We start from the raw sequence: 19,014 nt of genomic DNA on the forward strand, positions 1-19,014 counted from the left end.
CAGGAGTTCCCGATGTCCATTCGCCCCCACGCCACGACGCCACCTCCCGACGCCTACTACACGCAGCTGGCCTGCGCGGCGGACCGCTTGTTCCTGTACTTCGGTCTGATCCTCGGTCTGGCGTCGTTGGCGCTGGCACTGTGGTCTGGGCAATGGCTGCCGTTCTATGCCGTGAGCCTGCCTTCGCTGGCGCTGATGGCGGTGCAGATCAAGCTGGCACCGGGCAGCCTGCTCAGCAGGGTGACCGTGGCCCTGGTGCTGATGGCGCTGGTTGCCGCCACCATCCAGCAAGCCAATGGCCTGGTGGAAATGCACTTCGGCGTGTTCGTGGTGATCGCCTTGTTGCTGTACTACCGCGACTGGATACCGGTGGTAGTCGCTGCCGCAGCGATCAGCGTGCATCACCTGGCCTTCTACTGGCTGCAGACCCGCGGCCTGCCGGTACGCGCATTCGCAGCGGGCAGCGGCCTGAGCATTGTCTTGCTGCACGCGCTGTACGTGGTGGTGGAGACCGCCTTCATCAGCGCGATGGCGGTGCAGCTGCGACGCCAGGTACTGACCCTTGGGGCTGCACCTGCACGCCTGCGCGCGATGGTGGATGCGATCGCCAGTGGGGAAAGCAACGATGCCATTGGCGACGAACGCAGCTTCGCGGCCGGCACCCTGGCCGATGGCGTGCTGCGCATGCGCACCCAGCTTGAGCAGAAGCACCAGCAGGAAGCCGCGCTGCACCACGAAAACACCCAGATCCGCGCCTCGCTGGACGCCTCCCGCACCGGCATGATGATTGCCGACAACGAGCACATCATCCGCTACGTCAACCGCTCGGTGGTCGCGCTGCTGCGCAACCAGCAGGACACGCTGCGCAAGGCCTTCCCCGACTTCAACGTCGATACATTGGTTGGCAGCAGCATCCACCGCTTCCACGCCAACCCGGCGCGCATCCGCGGCATGCTCGACCAACTCAAGAAAGTGCACAACGGCCAGATCACGATCGGCCCGGTGCATTTCAGCCAGGTGGTGACGCCGGTTTTCAATGCCGACGGCAGCCGCAGCGGGTTTGCAGTGGAATGGCACGACCGCACCCAGGAGCTGCTGCTGGAAAACAGCGTGGCCGACATCGTCGCTGCCGCCTCGGCAGGCGCACTCGACCAGCGCCTGCAGACGGTAAGCGAGGCCGGCTTCATCCAGACGCTTACCACCGGCATCAACCAGTTGCTGGAGGTTGTTGCCACCACCACCGGCGAACTGCGCGCGATGCTGTCCGCGCTGGCTGCCGGTGATCTGGATCATCGCGTGCGGGGCGACTATGCCGGCGACTTCGAGGCAATGAAGACCGACGCCAATCTCACCGCCGAACGCCTTACCAGCATCGTCGGGCAGATCAAGCAATGTTCACTGGCGATCAACACTGCCGCGCACGAGTTGGCGGCCGGCAACGACGACCTGTCGCGGCGTACCGAACAGCAGGCCGCCAACCTGGAAGAAACCGCGGCGTCGATGGAGGAACTGACCTCCACCGTACGCGAGAACGCCGCTTCGGCGCGGCAGGCCAATCAATTGGCAGTTGACGCGGCTGATGTCGCCGCACGTGGCGGCGATGTGGTCGGCCAGGTGGTATCGACGATGCGTGCGATCGAACTGTCGTCCAAGCGCATTGCCGAGATCATCGGGGTGATCGACGGCATCGCCTTCCAGACCAATATCCTGGCACTGAACGCTGCGGTGGAAGCCGCGCGTGCCGGTGAGCAGGGGCGCGGTTTCGCGGTGGTGGCATCGGAAGTACGCAGCCTGGCGCAGCGCTCGGCCACCGCCGCACGCGAGATCAAGGAACTGATCGGCGACTCGATGGGCAAGGTGGATGATGGTGCGGCACTGGTCGCGCAGGCCGGCAGCACGATGAGCGAGATCGTCGTCTCGGTGCAGCAGGTCAGCGATATCGTTGCGCGGATCGCCGCTGCCTCGCAGGAACAATCGGTCGGCATCGAACAGGTCAACCACACCGTCGTGCAGATGGATGAAACCACCCAGCAGAACGCGGCCCTGGTGGAAGAAGCCAGTGCGGCTGCGCGCTCGATGGAAGAGCAGGCCAGTGCATTGGCGGAGGCGGTTTCGGTGTTTCGTTATTCGGATGCTGGTGGAGCTGAGGTGATACGCCTAGTGGGGTGAGGTTGCGGTTGTTGCAGAAAAACAGGCGTAAACGCAGAAGCAAAAGCAAAGCAGAAGCACCCCTCCCTAGCCCTCCCCTTGCCTACGGCAAAGGGAGGGGACGGATCGTGCAATTGGCGGCCTTCTCGATACCTGCAGCGCCTGCTGTTCTCCCTCCCTTTGCCGCAGGCAAGGGGAGGGTTGGGGAGGGGCGCTCTTGGCTCTTGGCTCTTGGCTCTTGGCTCTTGGCTCTTGCCTTGTTCTTGCCCTTGCCTTAGCCCTTCTCCCGCTTGCGGGAGAAGGGTTGGGATGAGGGGAGGCTTGTGATCTTGCCGGTAGGGCCCTGCCGAGCATGGCTCGGCACTACTGTGGCCGGCTTTGGCCTCAGCCCTGCGCCCGCAGCAGCTGATGCAAGGTGCTCTTCAAGCGACGGCCTTCCTCACGCAGGTAATCACGCTCATCCCGCCACGCAGGAAAGCGCGCTTCCACTTCCGCCCAGAACGCCGGCGAGTGGTTGGCCTGCAACAAGTGGCACAGCTCGTGCACCAGCACGTACTCGAACGCCGATGGCCGCGCCAATACCAGGGCCAGATCCAGCGCCATCGAACCATCCGGTGCCAGCGAGCCCCATTGCGAGGACATCACCTTCGGCCGCAGCCGCGACGGCGCACGTGCCAGGCCCGGCAGATAACGCGGCAACCATTGGCCGACATCGGCACGCACCTGCACTTCATAGAACTCACGCAGCGCGCGCCGCAACGCGGGCTCGCCTGCACGTGCCGGCAGCTGGATCGTCACCACCCCAGCATCCGCCTCGATGCGGGTAAACCGGCCCTCTTGCCACTGCACCGGCAACAGCTCACCGCGCAGCGGCAGCACACCGGGCTCACGCAGGCGCAAGGCCGGTGCCAGCAAACCATCGCCGCCCAGCCGCGCCAACTGCTGCTGCAACCATTGCCGGTTGGCCTGCAGGAAACGCTCGCCGGAAACCAGGCTTGCCCGTAGCGGCATCGTCAGCCGTGCGCCACGTTCGTCCACGCTGAGTTTGAGCCGGCGTGCACGCGGATCACGCACGCGCAACACGTCGATCTCGGCATCGTCCAGACGCAGGCGCACCGTGTCGCGCTGGATCACCGGCGCGGCGGGGGTCATCAGACGGCGAAGCAGACTAACCATGGTCCCAGCATAGTCCCTACCCGGTTACGAAACCGGGTAGGTCAGCAACGGGTTCAGCTATCAGCCTTGCTCAGCTTGAACGCCTGCTCCAACAGCAGGAACAGCCGGCGGATTTCACCGCTCTGCAGGGCGAAGCGGGCATCCAGTTCGGCGCGGCGGCCCTCTTCGTCGATGTGCTCGAGCTGGTCCAGCGCGCCATCGAGGAATTTCAGCTTGCGCACGATCAGGTCGTCGCCGAGCACGAAGGACAGGTTGTCCTCGAAGATCAGCGCCAGCTTGGTGACCTGCTTGCCGGCATCAAGATGCTTGTCGATCTCGTCGCAGCGCAGTTCCTGGTGCTGGCACTTGACCACCGCGCCGCCTTCGGCCGGGTCCTTCATCTCGCACTCTTCGCCCAGGCTCAGGCCTTCGGGCAACGGCTCACCTGCGATCCACGCGGTCAGGATGGCGCGCGGCGCGACTTCGGCGTTCAGCGGCATCGCCGGGAAGCTGCCAAGCATGCCGCGGATGTCGCTCATCACGTTCTCGCCGGTCTTGCGGCTGGAACTGTCGACCGCAACGTAACCGTGCTGCAGGTCGAGGAACGCATCCGTGCGCGAGCTCTTGACGAAGGCGCGCGGCAGCAGCTCGTGCAGCAGGTCGTCCTTCAGGCGCTTGCGCTCGCGGCCGCCGGGCTTGCGGCCTTCCTTCTCTTCGATCTCTTCCAGCTTGCGCTGCAGCAGGTCGTTCACCACCACGCTGGGCAGGATCTTGTCTTCGCCACCGACAGTCAGCCACAACGCATCGCCGATGCGGTGCGAGAACTGGGTCTTTTCTTCACGACCGAACGGCGAGATGAAGCCGCGCGAGGTCATTTCCAGCGCGCCGACCGGCTTGAGCACCACCTGCGGCAGCAGCGTGTCGACGTCGGAAAAATCAATGGAGGTAGGGAAACGGAACAGCGTGAGGTTCTTGAAAAACATGGATGTCCTATTTCGTATTCATGGTTCAGGGCTTGCTTCTCCACGCAGGAGAAGCTGCTCCGAAGAGCTTGCCGCCATCGAGGCGGGCGAATGAGAAGGGCGCACTACCTGATTTCAGATCACCGTAGCACTGCTCACCCTCATCCCAAGCCTTCTCCCGGCGGGAGAAGGGCTGCTTGATCCTGCTGCTTGTCGCTGCCGTCCAGCCACGCCTGCGCATCAGACTGTGGCGCGTCTTCACGGCGACCGAGCGCCATGAAGTCGAACAGCTTGGGGTCGGCCAGCTGCGACGGGCGGATATCACCCAGCGCGCGGGAAATCTGCTCAATGCGGCCGGGCGTGTCCTTTTCCCACTGCTTCATCATCAGGCCGATCTGCTTGCGCTGCAGGTTTTCCTGGCTGCCGCACAGGTTGCACGGAATGATCGGGAACTGGCGGGTGTTGGCGTATTCGATGATGTCCGCTTCGCGCACATAGGCCAGTGGGCGGATCACCACATGCTTGCCATCGTCGCTGCGCAGCTTCGGCGGCATGCCGGAAATCTTGGAGTGGTGGAACAGGTTCATGAAGAACGTGGCCACCATGTCATCGCGGTGGTGGCCCAGCGCGATCTTGGTGAAACCATTGGCTTCGGCATAGGTGTACAGCGAGCCACGGCGCATGCGCGAGCACAGCGAACACATGGTCTTGCCTTCCGGGATCACCCGGCTCACCACCGAATACGTGTCCTGTTCGATGATGTGGTACGGCACGCCCACCGAGGCCAGGTATTCGGGCAGCACATGCTCGGGGAAACCCGGCTGCTTCTGGTCCAGGTTCACCGCCACCAGTTCGAACGGCACCGGCGCCTTCTTCTGCAGCTGCAACAGGATGTCCAGCAAGGTATAGCTGTCCTTGCCGCCGGACAGGCAGACCATCACCTTGTCGCCGGCCTCGATCATGCCGAAGTCGGCAATGGCCTGGCCTACCTGGTGACGCAGGCGTTTGCCGAGTTTCTGGTGTTCACGTTCGGCCGCGTGCGGATCGCGGGCCCGCGGGGCGGGATCGGGCAGGGAAATGACAGCGCTCATCCAGCCATTCTACCGGGTCGGCGGGGTCACTCACGCGGCCAGCGGCAACGTGTATGCTCAATCCCCGTGGAGACCATGACCCCCGAGCAGATCAGCCAACGCATCGCCGTGCTGCGCGCCGAACACCGCAGCCTGGACGAAGACATCGCGCGCCTGGCCGCCAACCCGGACGACGATCTGGAAGCCAAGCGGCTGAAGAAGCGCAAGCTGCAGCTGCGCGACTGCATCACCAAGCTGGAAAGCATGCTGATCCCGAACGAACCAGCCTGAATGCGGCGTAGTGCCGAGCCATGCTCGGCAGGGGCTTTCCAAGGCAATCCATCAACACCGCAGGGCTTGTGGCAGCGGCGTAAGCCGCAAAGCACGGCAGCGTTGAAATCACCGGCATGCCTGCACCCTGGTTGAGCAGTGGCTTCGCGGCTTACGCCGCTCCCACAAGACCCGTCGATAGGGTAGTGCCGAGCCATGCTCGGCAGGGGCTGTACCGGCACTGCCCCAGCGGAGCATGGCTCCGCTCTACGGGACTCCCATCATGCTGCTGGCGGCACTTCCGGCTTCGCCGCTTCCGGGCTCACACGCTCGATGGTGTGGCGCAGTTCGCGGCCAAGGATGAACTTGGCGTCCTTGGCCCAGGCATCCAGGCGTTCATCGAACAACAGCTTGCTGTTCTGGTCCGGCCAGACCAGGCGCAATTCGCGCATCTTCTGGATGAAGCCACGGAACAGCGTCTTGTCGAAGAACTCCGGCGCGGCCGGGGCATACAACAGGCTCAGGCGCTGCGCAGCCTGCTGGCACAGGCTTTCCAGTTCACCGGCACCCAGCGTGCCCGGGCCATTCTTCACCAGTACCGAGATGGCGATGTAATAGCGCTCGAAGGCCTGTTGCAGCGAATGACCAATCGCACGCAGGCGGAACACTTCATCGGTCTGGCCGGTGCTGCGCGCCAGCATGCCACCGTCGTCCTCGCCCACGTGCTGCAGCAGGCCTTCACGTACGAAAACGTCGATGGTCTGGTCGATGCGGGCAGCGAACTCGTCCTCGGTCCACGGCAGGAACAACTCCGCCTGCAGGAACGGATACAGACCCCGACCCAGACGCAGCAGGCCACCGCGGCTCATGCGGCGGTTGTTCTGGAAGCAGCAGGCCACCCACGACGAGGCGGTGAACAGGTGCAGCACGTTGTTGCGGAAATAGCTCAACAACACCGCAGTGTCGCCACTCACGCTGAGCACATCGCCCAGCGGGTGCTTGATGCGGGTGAGGACGTTGATTTCCTCGGCGTGGGCAATGATGCGCTCGGGCGAATGCGGGGTGACCGTGACCCGGTCGGAGTACGGCATTTCCACCAGCAGCTTCTTGCACAGCTCGATCTGCGCGATCAGGTCGGCCTCGCCCATCGCGTGCTTGGGCGTGGACAGCAACGCCAGCGCCAGCAGGTTGATCGGGTTGACGTCGGCGGCGGCGTTGATGCGCTCTTGGATCTGCTCGGCAAGCGTGTCGACCGTGCCGGACAACCAGCTCGGCTTCTCGTCCTCGGGCACCGGCTGCCCATCCCATTCCGGCGCCATCTTCGCCAGCACATCGTTGAGCGCGATCGGCTCGCCGAAGTTCACCACCACCTGGCCGTAGTTCTGCTTGAGCACCTTGGGAATGCCCCACAGCAGCGCCCAGATCGATTCCTTTTCCTTCGGCCGGCCAGTCAGCTCGTCCAGGTAGCTGTTGCCCTCCATCAGCTTTTCATAGCCGACGTAGATGGGCTGGAACAGCACCGGCTTGCGCGGCTGCCGCAGGAAGGCGCGCAGCGTCATCGAGATCATGCCGCCCTTGGGCTGCAGCAGGCGACCGGTACGCGAGCGCCCGCCTTCGACGAAGTATTCGATCGAGTAACCACCGGCCACCAGCTGCGCGACGTACTCGCTGAGCACCGCCGAGTACAGCGCGTTGCCCTTGATCGAGCGACGGATGAAGAACGCGCCGCCCTTGCGCAGCAAGGTGCCGACCACCGGCAGGTTGAGGTTGATGCCGGCCACGATGTGCGGCGGCACGATGCCGCGGTCGTACAACAGGTAGCTCAGCAGCAGGTAGTCCATGTGGCTGCGGTGGCTGGGCACGTAGATGATTTCGTGGCCAGGCGCGGCTTCCTTGAACTTGTCCAGGTGATGCACCAGCACGCCGGCATAGATGCGGTTCCAGACGTGGCTGAGCATGAAGCTGGCCGAACGCACCACTGGGGTGGAATAGTCGGCAGCGATCTCCCAGGCATAGCCCTGCGCCTTCTTCCAGGCGTCGGTGGTCTTGGAGTTGTCGCGCTTGGCCTGCACGGCGATGGCTTCGCGCACCGAATCCGATTCCAGCACCTTGTCCACCAGCAGGCGGCGGGTGGAAAGATCCGGGCCGATGATGGATTCGCGGATGCGGCGGAAGTGGGTGCGCAGCACGCGCTGCAGCTTGCGGACGGTGCGCTCGGGCTCCAGGCCTTCGTCGACGGTGCCGCGCAGCGATACCGGCGGGGCGAAACGGACGATGGTGTCGCGGCCGTTGAGCAGGATCGCCAGCAGGCGGCGGAAGCGGCCGACCAGCGCCCAGTTTTCCGAGAACAGCACCGCGAACCAGCCGCTCTGCTTGTCCGGGGCGCGGCCGACGAAGATCGACACCGGCACCAGGTGCACATCCAGGCCCGGGTTGGCGCGGTGCGCCTGCAGCAGCTTGGCCAGCGAGTCGGAGTGGGTCTTGGCGCCGCGCTGCTCGGGGATCAGCGCACTGTTGCTGGAACGCCGCGACAGCGCCACGTAGGCGCGCTTGCGCCCGGTCGGGTCGCCGGCCAGCGGCACCAGCGGCGAGGGCAGGCCGGCATCGCGGCAGGCCTTGTCCAGGATCAGCGCGTTGGACAGGCCGTAGTCCTCCAGCACGTACACCACCGGGCGGCCATCGTTGTGCTGGCCGGCCTGCTCGGGCTCGATCTTCAGGCCAAGCCAGGGCTCGATCAGCTTGCCCAGCAGGCGCGCCCACCACGGGCGACGCGCGGCACGGGCCGCCGCTGACGGGCGCGCGGAAGCGCCCGGCACGATGGCAGCAGGAGTGGCGGGCGTCGCGTTGGCGTCGTCCGGCGGCAGCAGTTCACCCTGGTCGGGCTGGGATTTCTGTTTCGACATCGGCGCCATTATGGCTTAGCCGCCGCTGCGGCGTTGTCTGGTGTTTCCGGAGCTGTAGTTTCAGCTGGCTGCAAGGCTTCGGCCTTGGCCTGTTCGGCGGCGCGTGCGGCCACCAACACGGCATCCACATCGCTGAGCGTGCGCGCCAGATACCAGCGCTTGTCGTGGCGCACCAGGGCAACTTCAAGATCCAGCTGCTTGCCAGCCAGCGGGTACTGCACACGCACGGTGGCGCGGTCGCCGTCCTGCGAGACCAGGCCGGTACGCATCTGCTCCACGCTCTCATCCAGCTTCAGGCCATAGGCGGCCAGCACCTGCTTGCTGGCAGCGGCGAACGGGCCGAGTTTCTGCAAGGTGCCGGTCATCCCGGCCTGCTGGAAGGCCTGCTCATCGGCCAGACCAGTGGCGCGGGCAGCAGCCGTGAGGGTGGCAATCGAGGACTGCGCCAGCTTGGGGTCCGGCAGCGGTGCGGCCTGCGCCCAGTCGCTGAGCGCGGTGACCAGCTGCACGTAGTGCGCACGTTCGGCCGCGTTGTAGTCACCTTGATGGCTGATGTATTGCACACCGAACAGGCCCAGCGAATGCGCGGCCTGCCGCACGGCGGCGGTCTGGCCCTCCAGCTGCGCCTTGAAGGCGCGCTGCAGTTTGCGCTCGGCATCCTGCTCCGCCAGCGTGGCCAGCAGCGCAGGCAGCTTTTCGTCCAAGGGCAGCTCGGTCAGCGGCCAGCGGCTATGGCCCTGCGCCCAGGCCGCTTCCAGCTCGGCGTACTGGGCCGGCGGCACCGCCGCGCGGGCATAGCCGACCAGATCGTTGTTGCGCAGGTGCTGGGTCAGCTGGCGCACCGCCGCAGCAGGCTCGGTGGCGGCGCCGGGCAAAGGCTCGGCGTTGCGCTTGCAGGCCGCCAACAGGGCTACAAGGCAGACCGACGCCAAGATCATGGTGTGACGGCGGGGTAGTGAACGGCGTTGCATGGCGGCGGCTATCCTCCCGTAGGCCAAGCATCTTGATGCCTGCCCGGTGACAGCAGCAAGCACGGCCGTCACGGTGGAGCGGAGAGTCGGGATTGGGGTTCAGTGACGGCTGACAGCAGGAGCCCCGCTCCCCGGCCCTCCCCTTGCCTGCGGCAAAGGGAAGGGTGCATGGCTGCCTGGGTGGGTTCATACACGGGGCCGGGTCTACTCTCCGGCTGCCACGCCGCGAAGCGACGAGCGCTGTTGCTCTCAACGAATCCCAACCCGCAAATCCAGGCATAAAAAAAGAGGCCGCCCCGTTGCCGGTGACAGACCTCCTCAAACCGGTACGGGACCGGTAGACATGTTTGACGCATCGCCGGCAGAGCCGGACGAGACGTAGCCTACGCGCCCGATTCAGTTAAAGCAACACTTTATAAACCACAATGTAAGTGATTGATTTACTTGATTGATTCTGCAATTTCACACTGAATGGCCAGCGCGGTGGCGCGCGGGTCGGCCGCCAGGCGGATCGGTCGGCCCACGACGATGGCATCGGCGCCATCGGCAAAGGCCTGAGCCACACCCACAGTGCGTTGCTGGTCGTCACCCACCGGGCCGCCGGGGCGGATACCGGGGCAGACGATGGAGAAACCCTGACCCGTAGCGGCGCGGATCGGCGCGGCTTCCTGCCCGGAAGCGATCACGCCGTCGATGCCGGCGCGCTGCGCGGCCAAGGCGCGCTCCACCACCACATCGACGGGTTCACGGTCGATGCCCATCTGGGCCAGATCCGGGCGCCCCATCGAGGTCAGCACGGTGACCGCCAGCAGGCGCATCTCCGAGCTGTTGGCGGCTGCGGCGGCTTCCATCATGCCGGGGTGCCAGCCGTGGATGGTGCAGTAGCTCACCGGCCACTGCGACAAACGCTTGATCACGCCGGCAATGGTGGCCGGAATGTCGAAGAACTTCAGGTCGACGAACACGCGCTTGTCGCGCCTGGCCAGTTCGTCCAGCACGTCGAAATACTCGCCCGAGGCCAGCAGTTCCATGCCGATCTTGTAGAACGACACGGCGTCGCCAAGCTTGTCCACCCATTCGATGGCTTCAGCCTTGCCCGGCACGTCGAGGGCGAAGATCAGGCGCTCGTCAGTACGCAGCGGCAACGGTGCACGGCTCATCGGGCCACCTCCAGCGCTTCACGCTTTGCCCCGTTGCGCAGGTCCGCCGGCAGCGACCAGGCATTGTTGATCGCCGCACCTTCCCAGCCACCGTAGGTGGGGTTGGACAGGATCCACCAGCGCGAGCCGATCCAGCCCTGGTACTTGTCCAGCAGCAGATCGCGCGCGGCCAGGCTGTTGTCCTCGACCTGCAGGAAATCGGTGAACTGGTCGCCCACCTGCATCAGCACGCGGTAGTTCTGCGCCACCAGCTGGCGGCGGCAGCCCTTCTCACTGCCATGTTCGGTGCAGCCCGGCACCGGCGTTCCCAGGCCCAGATAGACGCTGTCATCGGCGACCGGGAAACCGACCTGGCGCAGGTTGGCGATGGTGGCGTCCTTCATCGCCGCGGTGCGGTTGCTGATGTAGATCATGGTCACGCCCTTGGCTGCAGCGGCCTGCGCGAACTGCACCGCGCCGGGTACCGGCTGTGCCTTGCGCTCATCCACCCAGGCTTCCCAGGTCGCGTCGTTGTAGCTGCTGCCATCGCGCACCAGGCGCGCCTGGTAGGGCGAGTTGTCGAGCACGGTCTCGTCCACGTCCACCACCACGGCCGGCTTCAGCTTGGCCGACTGGTGCGTGCCGCCCTCTTCCGGCAGCAGCGCGGTCCAGCTGCCATCGGCAAGCGCCGCGTCGAGCTGCGCAGCGGCCAGCTTCCAGGTCTGCAGTGCGCTGGCCCGGTACTCCTGCGAACGCTGCACCCACAGCACGGCATTGAGGTTGTCGTTGGGGGCATTGGCCGGAGCCACGACGGCGTCGACCGGGGCCGGCGAAACGCGGCTCAACGGCGCGGTGGAGCTGCAGGCAGCCAGCGACAGCAGGGCGGCGGCCAGCAGGGTTAGGGCAGGAAATCGGGACATGGGAACTACCGGGAATCTTTGAAAACCGCGCAAGTTTACCGGCTCCCCGCTTTGCCCGCCTTGCCAGGCTAAACCGAGAGTCAGGATCGGATTCCGTATCGACACCCGGCCCTGACCCGGGTTTTACCCCGGATTTCGGCTCTCAGCTATGCTTGCGCCCCCCTAGCAAGACCGGAGCCCGGACCGTGACCGACGCCAGCCAGACCCCCGATTTCCTTATCCTCGACGCTGCCCAGGCGCGCGTGTTGGGCTGCCTGATCGAGAAAGAGGCCACCACCCCGGACACCTACCCGCTGACGGTCAACGCCGCCCAGGTGGCCGCCAACCAGAAGACCGCGCGCGAGCCGGTGATGAACCTGGACCCCGGCAAGGTGCAGCACGCGCTGCGCCAGCTGGAGGCGCTGGGCCTGGTGCGCCAGCACTTCGCCGCGCGCGCCGACCGCTACGAGCACCTGACTTGCCCCAAGCTCGACCTGCCACGCCAGCAGGTGGCGCTGCTCGGTTTGCTGCTGCTGCGTGGCCCGCAGACCGCCGGTGAGCTGACCATCCGCAGCGAGCGCATGGCGAAATTCGCTGATGCCGCCGACCTGCGTCACCAGTTGGACCGCATGCAGCAACGCGGCCTGGTTGTGCAGCTGCCGCGTGCTTCAGGACAGCGCGAAGACCGCTTCATGCACCTGCTGTGCGGTCCGGTGGATGTGGATGCCCTGGCTGCGCAGTACCGCGCGCCGGCGGGTGCTGCCGCCACGGCCGACAACAGCGCCTTGGAAGAGCGTGTGCAGCAACTGGAAGCCACCGTCGCTACCCTGCAGGAACAGCTGGCCGCATTGCAGCAGCAGTTGGGCGGCTGAGCCGGCTCAGTCTTTGGGCGTGCTGACGAACAGCAGCAGCTGTTCGTCCTTGCCGGGCAGCACCACGGTGCCGTCATCGCGGAAACCGGCCTTTTCCAGCAGCGCCACCGAACGCGTGTTGCCCGGCGAGACCACCGCACGCAGCTCACCCAGGCCGAGCGTGCCGCGCGCATAAGCCAGCACGCCCTGCACGGCTTCCAGTGCATAACCTTGCCCGGTGTAGGCACCCAGCAGGGCGTAACCGACATCCGCGCAGGGCAGGCCATCGCGTCGAACCAGTCCGGCGTTGCCCAGCCAGGCACCATCACTGCGGCGTTCAATCGCATACATGCCAAAGCCATGCGCGGCATAGCTGCCGAAGGTGTGCTTGCGCACGTACTCGCGTGCTTCTTCCACGGTACGAACACCGCGATCACCGATGAATTCGTGGAAGCCCGGCTCGTTGAGCAGCTGCAGCATGCCGGCGGCATCGCCATCGTCGTCACACAGCAGGCGCAGTTGCAGGCGTTCGGTCTGGATCAGGGACATGGAGGGCTCGTTGCCTTTGCCCCCTCCCTTCTGCGTAGCAGAGGGGAGGGCTGGGGAGGGGTGCTTTTGGTTTTTGCCGGTAGAGCCCCTGCCGAGCATGGCTCGGCACTACCTCCGTCTCCTTTGGCCAAGGAGGACTGAGGGGCTGTTTGCGGCGAGCCCCAATCAAACCGCAAGGCCGCGGCCAAAGCTACCCCCTCCCGGCCTCCCCCTTGGCTGCGCCAAAGGGGAGGAGACAAGCATCAATCAAACAGCGCCTGGATCGCCGCCAATCCGGCCTTGGCCCGCTCCTGCTTGTGCGCGGCATCGGCCACCGGATCGGCACCATCGCGCTGGATCTCGCCGGCCGGAATCTCGTCGAAAAAACGACTCGGCTTGAGCCGGATGTGCTCACCAAACTTGCGCGTCAAACGACTGAAGCTCATCCACAACTGGATCTTGGCGCGGGTGATGCCCACGTACAGCAGGCGCCGCTCCTCCTGCAGGTTGCCTTCATCCAGGCTGACCTGATGCGGCAGCACGCCGTCCTCGCAGCCAACGATGAACACATACGGGAACTCCAGGCCCTTGGACGCATGCAGCGTCATCATCCGCACCTGGTTGCCGCCATCGTCCTTGTCGTTGCGCGAGATCAGCGCCAGCTGCGCGGCCATGTCGGCAGCGCTGGCACCGCGCGGACCGCTCTCGAACCACGAGGCGAGCTCTTCCAGATTGTTGGCGCGACGTTCGTAGCCTGCAGTGTCCTTGGCCGCATGCCGCAGCTCGGCCAACATGCCCGAGTCCTTGGCCACGCGCCGCACCAGGTCGCCCGAACTCATCTGCCGCATGTCCAGGCGCAGCGCGCGCAGGATGTCGGTGAACTTGCTCAGGCTGTTGGCCGCACGCGGGGTGAGCTGGGCCAGCGCGCCCATGCTCTCGGCGGCCTGCGCCATCGGAATGTCTTTCTCGGACGCCAGCTCGGCCAACTTGGCCAGCGTGCTGGCGCCGACATCACGCTTGGGCGACTGCACCGCGCGCATGAAAGCGGTGTCGTCGTCAGGGTTCACGATCAACCGCAACCAGGCCAGTGTGTCCTTCACTTCCTGCCGTTCCAGGAACACGGTGCCACCGTTGAGGTGGTACGGCACACCGACCAGCTGCATCGCTTTTTCCAGCGGACGCGACTGGAAGTTGCCGCGGAACAGGATGCAGAAATCACTCCACGGAATCTTGCGGCTGGTCGCCAGGAAATGGATTTCCGCCGCCACCTTTTCCGCTTCGTGTTCGCTGTTGCGGCACTCCCACACGCGGATCCGTTCACCGTCGGCCTGGTCGGACCACAAGGTCTTCAGATGCTCGTGCGGGTTGTGCGCGATCAGCGCATTGGCCGCGCGCAGCACGCGGTTGGAGCAGCGGTAATTCTGTTCCAGCTTGATGATCTGCAGTTTGGGGTAATCCACGCCCATCTGCTGCAGATTCTCGGGATTGGCACCACGCCAGGCATAGATCGACTGGTCGTCATCGCCCACGCAGGTGAAGTTGCCGGCGGGCCCGGCCAGCTGCTTGAGCAGGCGGTACTGGGCATCGTTGGTGTCCTGGCATTCGTCGACCAGCAGATAGCCGATGCGCTCGCGCCAGGCCAGGGCGATATCCGGGTGTTCTTCCAGCACCTGCACCGGCAGGCGGATCAGGTCATCGAAATCCACCGCGTTGAACGAGGTCAGGCGGGTCTGGTACAGCTCGTAGACCATCGCCGCGTCCTTCTCGCGGTTGCTGCGCGCCGCGGCCATTGCCTGCTCGGGTGACAGCCCGGAGTTCTTGGCCCGCGAGATCAGGTTCTTCATGTCCTCGATGTCGTCGGGCTTGGCGTTGGTACCGCCCAGCAGATCCTTGATCTGCGCGCCGGCATCATCGGCATCGAAGATGGAGAAGTTGCGCTTCAACCCCACCTGTTCATGTTCGATCTGCAGGAACTTCAGGCCCAAGGCGTGGAAGGTGCAGATGGTGACCTCGGCCGCATCCTCGGCGCGCAGGCGCTTGGCCACACGCTCACGCATTTCCTTGGCCGATTTGTTGGTGAAGGTAATCGCGGCGATGCGACGGGCGCTGTAGCGGCCAATGCCGATCAGATGGGCGATTTTCTCGACGATCACACGCGTCTTGCCGCTGCCGGCACCAGCCAGCACCAGCAGAGGACCTTCGGCGTGCACAGCCGCCGCGCGTTGGGGGGGATTGAGGGAGTCCAGCATGGGGTGGTTTCAGTCGCAGGCAGGCAGTGTAAGCCATCGCCCGTGAGCGCCGGCTGGCGCGGTAAAATGCGGCATGGCCAAGCTCTATTTCTACTATTCGGCGATGAACGCCGGCAAGACCACCACCCTGCTGCAGTCCGCGCACAACTACCGCGAGCGCGGCATGCGTGTCGCCCTGCTGACCCCGCACCTGGACCACCGCGCCGGCACCGGCGTGGTCGCCTCGCGGATCGGCCTGCAGGCCGAGGCCACCACCTTCGAGCGCGATACCGACCTGGAGGCGCTGATAAAGCAGGACATTGCCGCCCACGGCAAGCTCGGTTGCGTGCTGGTGGATGAGGCGCAGTTCCTGAGCAAGTCACAGGTGTGGCAGCTGTCCGAGGTGGTCGACCAGCTGCGCATCCCGGTGCTGTGCTACGGCCTGCGTACCGACTTCCGTGGCGAACTGTTCGAAGGCAGCCAATACCTGCTGGCCTGGGCCGACGAGATGCAGGAGATCAAGACCATCTGCCACAGCGGCAAGAAGGCGACGATGACCGTGCGCGTGGACGAGAACGGCTTTGCCGTACAGGACGGCCCACAGGTGGAGATCGGCGGCAACGACCGTTATGTGTCGGTGAGCCGCGCCGAGTTCAAGAAGATCACCCGCGGCGAGGGGCGGATTGATCCCATGCAGGCGCCGCTGCCGTTGTAACGCCGTTCCTTCTCCCGCCGGGAGAAGGTGCCCGCAGGGCGGATGAGGGTACGGGTGGAGCTTGCTGCAGCTCGCATTCTGGTGGCTTCAGACCGACCCTCTCCCCAACCCCTCTCCCGGAGGGAGAGGGGCTCAAGCGCCTCAATACAACGTCCGCTCCGGCGCACCGGCTGCCGGCGGCGTGTATTGGTACAGCCAGGTTTCGGTCAAAGTCTTGCCACCGCTGCGCAGGTATAGCCGTACGTCGATCTGATCGGTGCTGCCGTCCGGCGGCACCAGGTCGAACATGGCACGGTAGCCCTTGATCTCACGCAGCGGGCGCGCGGATACCACTTCCACGCGACCACGGCTGGTTTCCACCACCGCCTCGACCTCGGCCTTGTCGATCAGGCTGGCCAGTTCGCCGCCTTCGAAATCCACCGCGAAACGCCACGAGAAATACTCGCGCTTCTTGCCGATGATGCCGCCCAGGCCGGTGCGGCTGGCCACGCAATGGGCAAGCGGCGGACGTGCCGGCGGTTCGGCGCCCCAGTACAGGCGATAGCCGACCAGCAACTCCTGGCCCGGCTGCGGCTTGGCCTTGGGGTTCCAGAACGCAACGATGTTGTCGAAGGTTTCATCGACAGTGGGAATCTCCACCAGCTGTACCGAGCCTTCGCCCCATTGCCCCTTGGGCTCGATCCACAGACAGGGGCGCTTCTCGTAGAACACGCCGTCGTCCTGGTAATGGTCGAAGTTGCGGTCACGCTGCAGCAGGCCGAAGCCGCGCGGGTTGTTGTCCACGAACATGTTGAAACGCAGGTTGGCCGGATTGCACAGCGGTCGCCAGATCCACTCACCGGCGCCGTTCCACATCGACAAGCCGTCGGTGTCATGGATCTCCGGACGCCAGTCCCAATCCATGCGGCGGTCGTTCTCACCGACCTGGTACATGCTGGTGCACGGCGCGATGCCGAGCCGCTCGATTTCCTTGCGCGGGTACAACGCGCTGTCGATGTCCATCAGCAGCACGTCGCCGTTGGTGATGGCGAAACGATAGGCACCGGCCACGCTGGGTGAATCCAGCAGGCCGTAAACGACGATGGTGTCCGAATCCGCGGCAGGCTGTTCCAGGTAATAGGCGATGAAATCCGGGAACTCCTCCGGGCGGCCCATGCCGGTATCAATGGCCAGGCCACGTGCCGACTGCCCGTACTGGCCTTCCTTGCCTACCGCGCGGAAATAGCTGGCGCCGAGGAAGGCAGCGAAGTCACGGTCGGTATCGCTGCGGGTATTGAGGCGGAAGCCGGCAAAGCCGAGGTCGGCCGGCAGCTCGCCATCGTGGATGCCGCTCTTGCCGTAGTTGAAGGCCGCGCCGTCATAGGCCAGCTCCTGCGCCTTGCCATCGACCACGTCGAACATGCGCACCGGCGAATGGAAGTACAGGCCGAGGTGGAAGAATTTCGCCTGGAACTTGCCGGGCTGGTCAGCCCACAGCGCATGGTCCTGACGGTAGCCGATGGACTGATACTGGTCCCAGTCGAGTTTCTCCAGCGCGCCTGGCAGGGTGCGCTTGTGGCTCCTGTAAGGTGCCTGCGCCAGCGCGCGGGCCTGGCCCTTGAGCGTGGCGAAGTCGAAAGGCTGCGGCTGGCCCAGACGGCGCAGGCCCAGCTGCGCGGGTTTGCCGGCCGCACAGGCGCTGAAGGCCGGAAGTCCAAAGGCCGCCAGGGCGGCAGCGGCGTTGCGCAGGAAGTCGCGTCGTTGCATGGAAAGACGTGCCAGTTGGGGACCGCTGCATGGTAGGCGCAAATACGTGAATCGACAGCCTCGGAGCAGAGGTGGATGAACATCACCTTCAGCCTTCGGCGAAAGGCCTACCCCTCCCCAACCCTCCCCTTGCCTGCGGCAAAGGGAGGGGGCAGAAGCAGGTAGTGCCGAGCCATGCTCGGCAGAGGCTTTGCCAGCAATCCCTCAGCACCGCATGACCGCGCTCTACCGACAAGCACCAGCCAACTGCAACCCAACCGCATGCGCACACAGGAATCCACGCTGCGCCGCCGCGTCATCCCCGCCGTCCCACTGCAACAACGTCCACTGCTCGGCCGCCTGCATCCGCTCGCCGGCTTGCAGCTCACGGTAGGGCGCATGCACTTCCATCTCCAGCAAGCCCTCGGCGATGCCGCCAGCATCCAGATACAGCTCGACCTGGGCCTGCTCGGGATGGATGCTGGCACGCGGCTGCTTGGCAAAACGGATGATCAAGGCCTGGCTGCCATTGAACCCTGCCATCCAGCCTACCGTGGGCTGCACGAACCACTTGCCGCGCGGCCCCATGCTGCCGGCACCGGCATGCAGCACCAGCATGCCGTCCTCAAAGCGATGGTCCGGCTGGCCCGGGTCGGGCGCGCCTTCGACGCGGACATCGCTGGCCGCGCTGACCGGCACGAAGACGCGGGTAGCCGGGTGGACGCGGGTGTTGAACCACAGGTCCCAGGCGACCGGCGTGTCACGGATGTTCTGGCCACTGACCAGCAGCTGCACGGTGTCGGCGCGCTCGGGGTCACGCCGGAATGTCTTCTCCAATTGCATGCCGGTCACCGGGCTGGCGGCACCACGCAGACGCAGTTGCCCGGCATCGCGCTGCAGCCATTGCGCAGGGGCGAGTGACAGCCATGGGTCCGGCGGCCAGTTGGCAGCAGCAGCCTGCCGTTCGGGGTTGATCTGCTGGTGCAGCCACCACTGCGACTGCGGGCCAACCCAGACGTCGTGGCCGAGGTAGGCGATGTCATCGCTGTTGGCGTTTACCTCTGGCTCCGGCTGTGTGCGGACCGCTGCGCCCATGCGCAGGAAATTCGGTTCGCCTTTGCGCTGCAGTGACAGTACCCGGCCGCCGAAGGCGGAGGTCAGCTGCAATTGCAGCTCACTGCTTTCGAGAGTGGCGTAGCGCTCGTCTGCCGGAATGCTGGGCTGAGCGGTCGCAGATGAGGACAGCAACAGAAGGCAAAAGGTCATTCGATGATGCAGCTGCATCGGGTGCTCCCTGCAGGTCAGTGGTGATCATGGCAGAGCTTGCAGCGCACCGCGCCTCCTGTAGTGGGGGGGGGGGGGGGGGGGGGGGGGGGGGGGGGGGGGGGGGGGGGGGGGGGGGGGGGGGGGGGGGGGGGGGGGGGGGGGGGGGGGGGGGGGGGCGAGGGCG

At 65.3% G+C, this 19,014-nt stretch carries 15 protein-coding genes; 4 read left to right on the forward strand and 11 right to left on the reverse strand.

Annotated elements, in window-relative coordinates; translation table 11 throughout:
* The first annotated feature begins 12 nt into the window (after positions 1 to 12).
* Entirely contained in the window at positions 13 to 2,169 is a 2,157-nt protein-coding gene (locus ACVOL0_RS12800) for a methyl-accepting chemotaxis protein (RefSeq protein ID WP_481549432.1), read from the forward strand.
* A gap of 363 nt (positions 2,170 to 2,532) precedes the next feature.
* On the opposite strand, the gene ACVOL0_RS12805 is transcribed toward ACVOL0_RS12800, so the two are convergent.
* The 3 genes from ACVOL0_RS12805 to ttcA form a co-directional block, all read right to left on the reverse strand.
* Positions 2,533 to 3,324 (reverse strand): M48 family metallopeptidase, encoded by a 792-nt coding sequence (locus ACVOL0_RS12805; RefSeq protein ID WP_481549433.1) that lies wholly within the window; start codon positions 3,322 to 3,324, stop codon positions 2,533 to 2,535.
* Between the two features lie 53 nt (positions 3,325 to 3,377).
* Positions 3,378 to 4,286, reverse strand: a complete 909-nt coding sequence (locus tag ACVOL0_RS12810; protein ID WP_481549434.1) for a recombination-associated protein RdgC — start codon at positions 4,284 to 4,286, stop codon at positions 3,378 to 3,380.
* A gap of 140 nt (positions 4,287 to 4,426) precedes the next feature.
* On the reverse strand, positions 4,427 to 5,356 hold the full coding sequence (gene ttcA / locus ACVOL0_RS12815) for a tRNA 2-thiocytidine(32) synthetase TtcA (RefSeq protein ID WP_481549435.1): 930 nt from the start codon (positions 5,354 to 5,356) through the stop codon (positions 4,427 to 4,429).
* Positions 5,357 to 5,431: 75 nt separating this feature from the next.
* Between ttcA and ACVOL0_RS12820 the strand changes: the two genes are divergently transcribed.
* A complete protein-coding gene (locus ACVOL0_RS12820; RefSeq protein WP_481514344.1) occupies positions 5,432 to 5,626 on the forward strand; it encodes a YdcH family protein in 195 nt (64 codons plus the stop codon).
* A 260-nt stretch (positions 5,627 to 5,886) separates the two neighbouring features.
* Here the strand turns inward: ACVOL0_RS12820 and plsB are convergent, their stop codons facing one another.
* The 4 genes from plsB to ACVOL0_RS12840 all read right to left on the reverse strand — a co-directional run bounded on the left by plsB (position 5,887) and on the right by ACVOL0_RS12840 (position 11,538).
* Positions 5,887 to 8,508, reverse strand: coding sequence for a glycerol-3-phosphate 1-O-acyltransferase PlsB (gene plsB / locus ACVOL0_RS12825; RefSeq protein ID WP_481549436.1), 2,622 nt, complete (start codon positions 8,506 to 8,508; stop codon positions 5,887 to 5,889).
* Between the two features lie 8 nt (positions 8,509 to 8,516).
* The gene (locus ACVOL0_RS12830) at positions 8,517 to 9,479 is read right to left on the reverse strand and encodes a hypothetical protein (protein WP_481549437.1); all 963 of its coding nucleotides are present in this window, start codon (positions 9,477 to 9,479) and stop codon (positions 8,517 to 8,519) included.
* 440 nt (positions 9,480 to 9,919) lie between these two features.
* On the reverse strand, positions 9,920 to 10,639 hold the full coding sequence (gene pyrF, locus ACVOL0_RS12835) for an orotidine-5'-phosphate decarboxylase (protein WP_481549438.1): 720 nt from the start codon (positions 10,637 to 10,639) through the stop codon (positions 9,920 to 9,922).
* Positions 10,636 to 11,538, reverse strand: a complete 903-nt coding sequence (locus tag ACVOL0_RS12840) for a 5'-nucleotidase, lipoprotein e(P4) family (protein ID WP_481549439.1) — start codon at positions 11,536 to 11,538, stop codon at positions 10,636 to 10,638. The genes pyrF and ACVOL0_RS12840 overlap by 4 nt, the downstream gene beginning before the upstream one ends.
* Before the next feature lie 185 nt (positions 11,539 to 11,723).
* Here ACVOL0_RS12840 and ACVOL0_RS12845 point away from each other — a divergent pair, with 185 nt between their 5' ends.
* Positions 11,724 to 12,389, forward strand: coding sequence for a YceH family protein (locus tag ACVOL0_RS12845; RefSeq protein ID WP_481549440.1), 666 nt, complete (start codon positions 11,724 to 11,726; stop codon positions 12,387 to 12,389).
* Positions 12,390 to 12,395: 6 nt separating this feature from the next.
* On the opposite strand, the gene ACVOL0_RS12850 is transcribed toward ACVOL0_RS12845, so the two are convergent.
* Positions 12,396 to 12,917, reverse strand: coding sequence for a GNAT family N-acetyltransferase (locus ACVOL0_RS12850; protein WP_481549441.1), 522 nt, complete (start codon positions 12,915 to 12,917; stop codon positions 12,396 to 12,398).
* Positions 12,918 to 13,159: 242 nt separating this feature from the next.
* On the reverse strand, positions 13,160 to 15,142 hold the full coding sequence (locus tag ACVOL0_RS12855) for a UvrD-helicase domain-containing protein (protein WP_481549445.1): 1,983 nt from the start codon (positions 15,140 to 15,142) through the stop codon (positions 13,160 to 13,162).
* Positions 15,143 to 15,218: 76 nt separating this feature from the next.
* On the opposite strand from ACVOL0_RS12855, the gene ACVOL0_RS12860 reads away from it, so the two are divergent.
* A complete protein-coding gene (locus ACVOL0_RS12860) occupies positions 15,219 to 15,839 on the forward strand; it encodes a thymidine kinase (RefSeq protein ID WP_481549442.1) in 621 nt (206 codons plus the stop codon).
* Positions 15,840 to 15,980: 141 nt separating this feature from the next.
* Here ACVOL0_RS12860 and ACVOL0_RS12865 read toward each other — a convergent pair whose 3' ends face one another.
* Positions 15,981 to 17,585 (reverse strand): OpgD/OpgG family glucan biosynthesis protein, encoded by a 1,605-nt coding sequence (locus tag ACVOL0_RS12865; protein ID WP_481549443.1) that lies wholly within the window; start codon positions 17,583 to 17,585, stop codon positions 15,981 to 15,983.
* A 225-nt stretch (positions 17,586 to 17,810) separates the two neighbouring features.
* Positions 17,811 to 18,830 (reverse strand): DUF4380 domain-containing protein, encoded by a 1,020-nt coding sequence (locus tag ACVOL0_RS12870; RefSeq protein ID WP_481549444.1) that lies wholly within the window; start codon positions 18,828 to 18,830, stop codon positions 17,811 to 17,813.
* Positions 18,831 to 19,014 lie beyond the last annotated feature (184 nt).

Source organism: Stenotrophomonas sp. STEN021, from assembly GCF_056760175.1.

Excerpts from the sequence above, each read along its gene's own strand:
- ACVOL0_RS12865 (WP_481549443.1), bottom strand. The coding sequence starts at position 17,585 with ATGCAACGACGCGACTTCCTGCGCAACGCCGCTGCCGCCCTGGCGGCC.
- ACVOL0_RS12840 (WP_481549439.1), bottom strand. The coding sequence starts at position 11,538 with ATGTCCCGATTTCCTGCCCTAACCCTGCTGGCCGCCGCCCTGCTGTCG.
- ACVOL0_RS12810 (WP_481549434.1), bottom strand. The coding sequence starts at position 4,286 with ATGTTTTTCAAGAACCTCACGCTGTTCCGTTTCCCTACCTCCATTGAT.
- ACVOL0_RS12820 (WP_481514344.1), top strand. The coding sequence starts at position 5,432 with ATGACCCCCGAGCAGATCAGCCAACGCATCGCCGTGCTGCGCGCCGAA.
- ttcA (WP_481549435.1), bottom strand. The coding sequence starts at position 5,356 with ATGAGCGCTGTCATTTCCCTGCCCGATCCCGCCCCGCGGGCCCGCGAT.
- ACVOL0_RS12805 (WP_481549433.1), bottom strand. The coding sequence starts at position 3,324 with ATGGTTAGTCTGCTTCGCCGTCTGATGACCCCCGCCGCGCCGGTGATC.
- pyrF (WP_481549438.1), bottom strand. The coding sequence starts at position 10,639 with ATGAGCCGTGCACCGTTGCCGCTGCGTACTGACGAGCGCCTGATCTTC.
- ACVOL0_RS12800 (WP_481549432.1), top strand. The coding sequence starts at position 13 with ATGTCCATTCGCCCCCACGCCACGACGCCACCTCCCGACGCCTACTAC.
- ACVOL0_RS12850 (WP_481549441.1), bottom strand. The coding sequence starts at position 12,917 with ATGTCCCTGATCCAGACCGAACGCCTGCAACTGCGCCTGCTGTGTGAC.
- ACVOL0_RS12870 (WP_481549444.1), bottom strand. The coding sequence starts at position 18,830 with ATGACCTTTTGCCTTCTGTTGCTGTCCTCATCTGCGACCGCTCAGCCC.
- ACVOL0_RS12860 (WP_481549442.1), top strand. The coding sequence starts at position 15,219 with ATGGCCAAGCTCTATTTCTACTATTCGGCGATGAACGCCGGCAAGACC.
- ACVOL0_RS12830 (WP_481549437.1), bottom strand. The coding sequence starts at position 9,479 with ATGCAACGCCGTTCACTACCCCGCCGTCACACCATGATCTTGGCGTCG.
- plsB (WP_481549436.1), bottom strand. The coding sequence starts at position 8,508 with ATGTCGAAACAGAAATCCCAGCCCGACCAGGGTGAACTGCTGCCGCCG.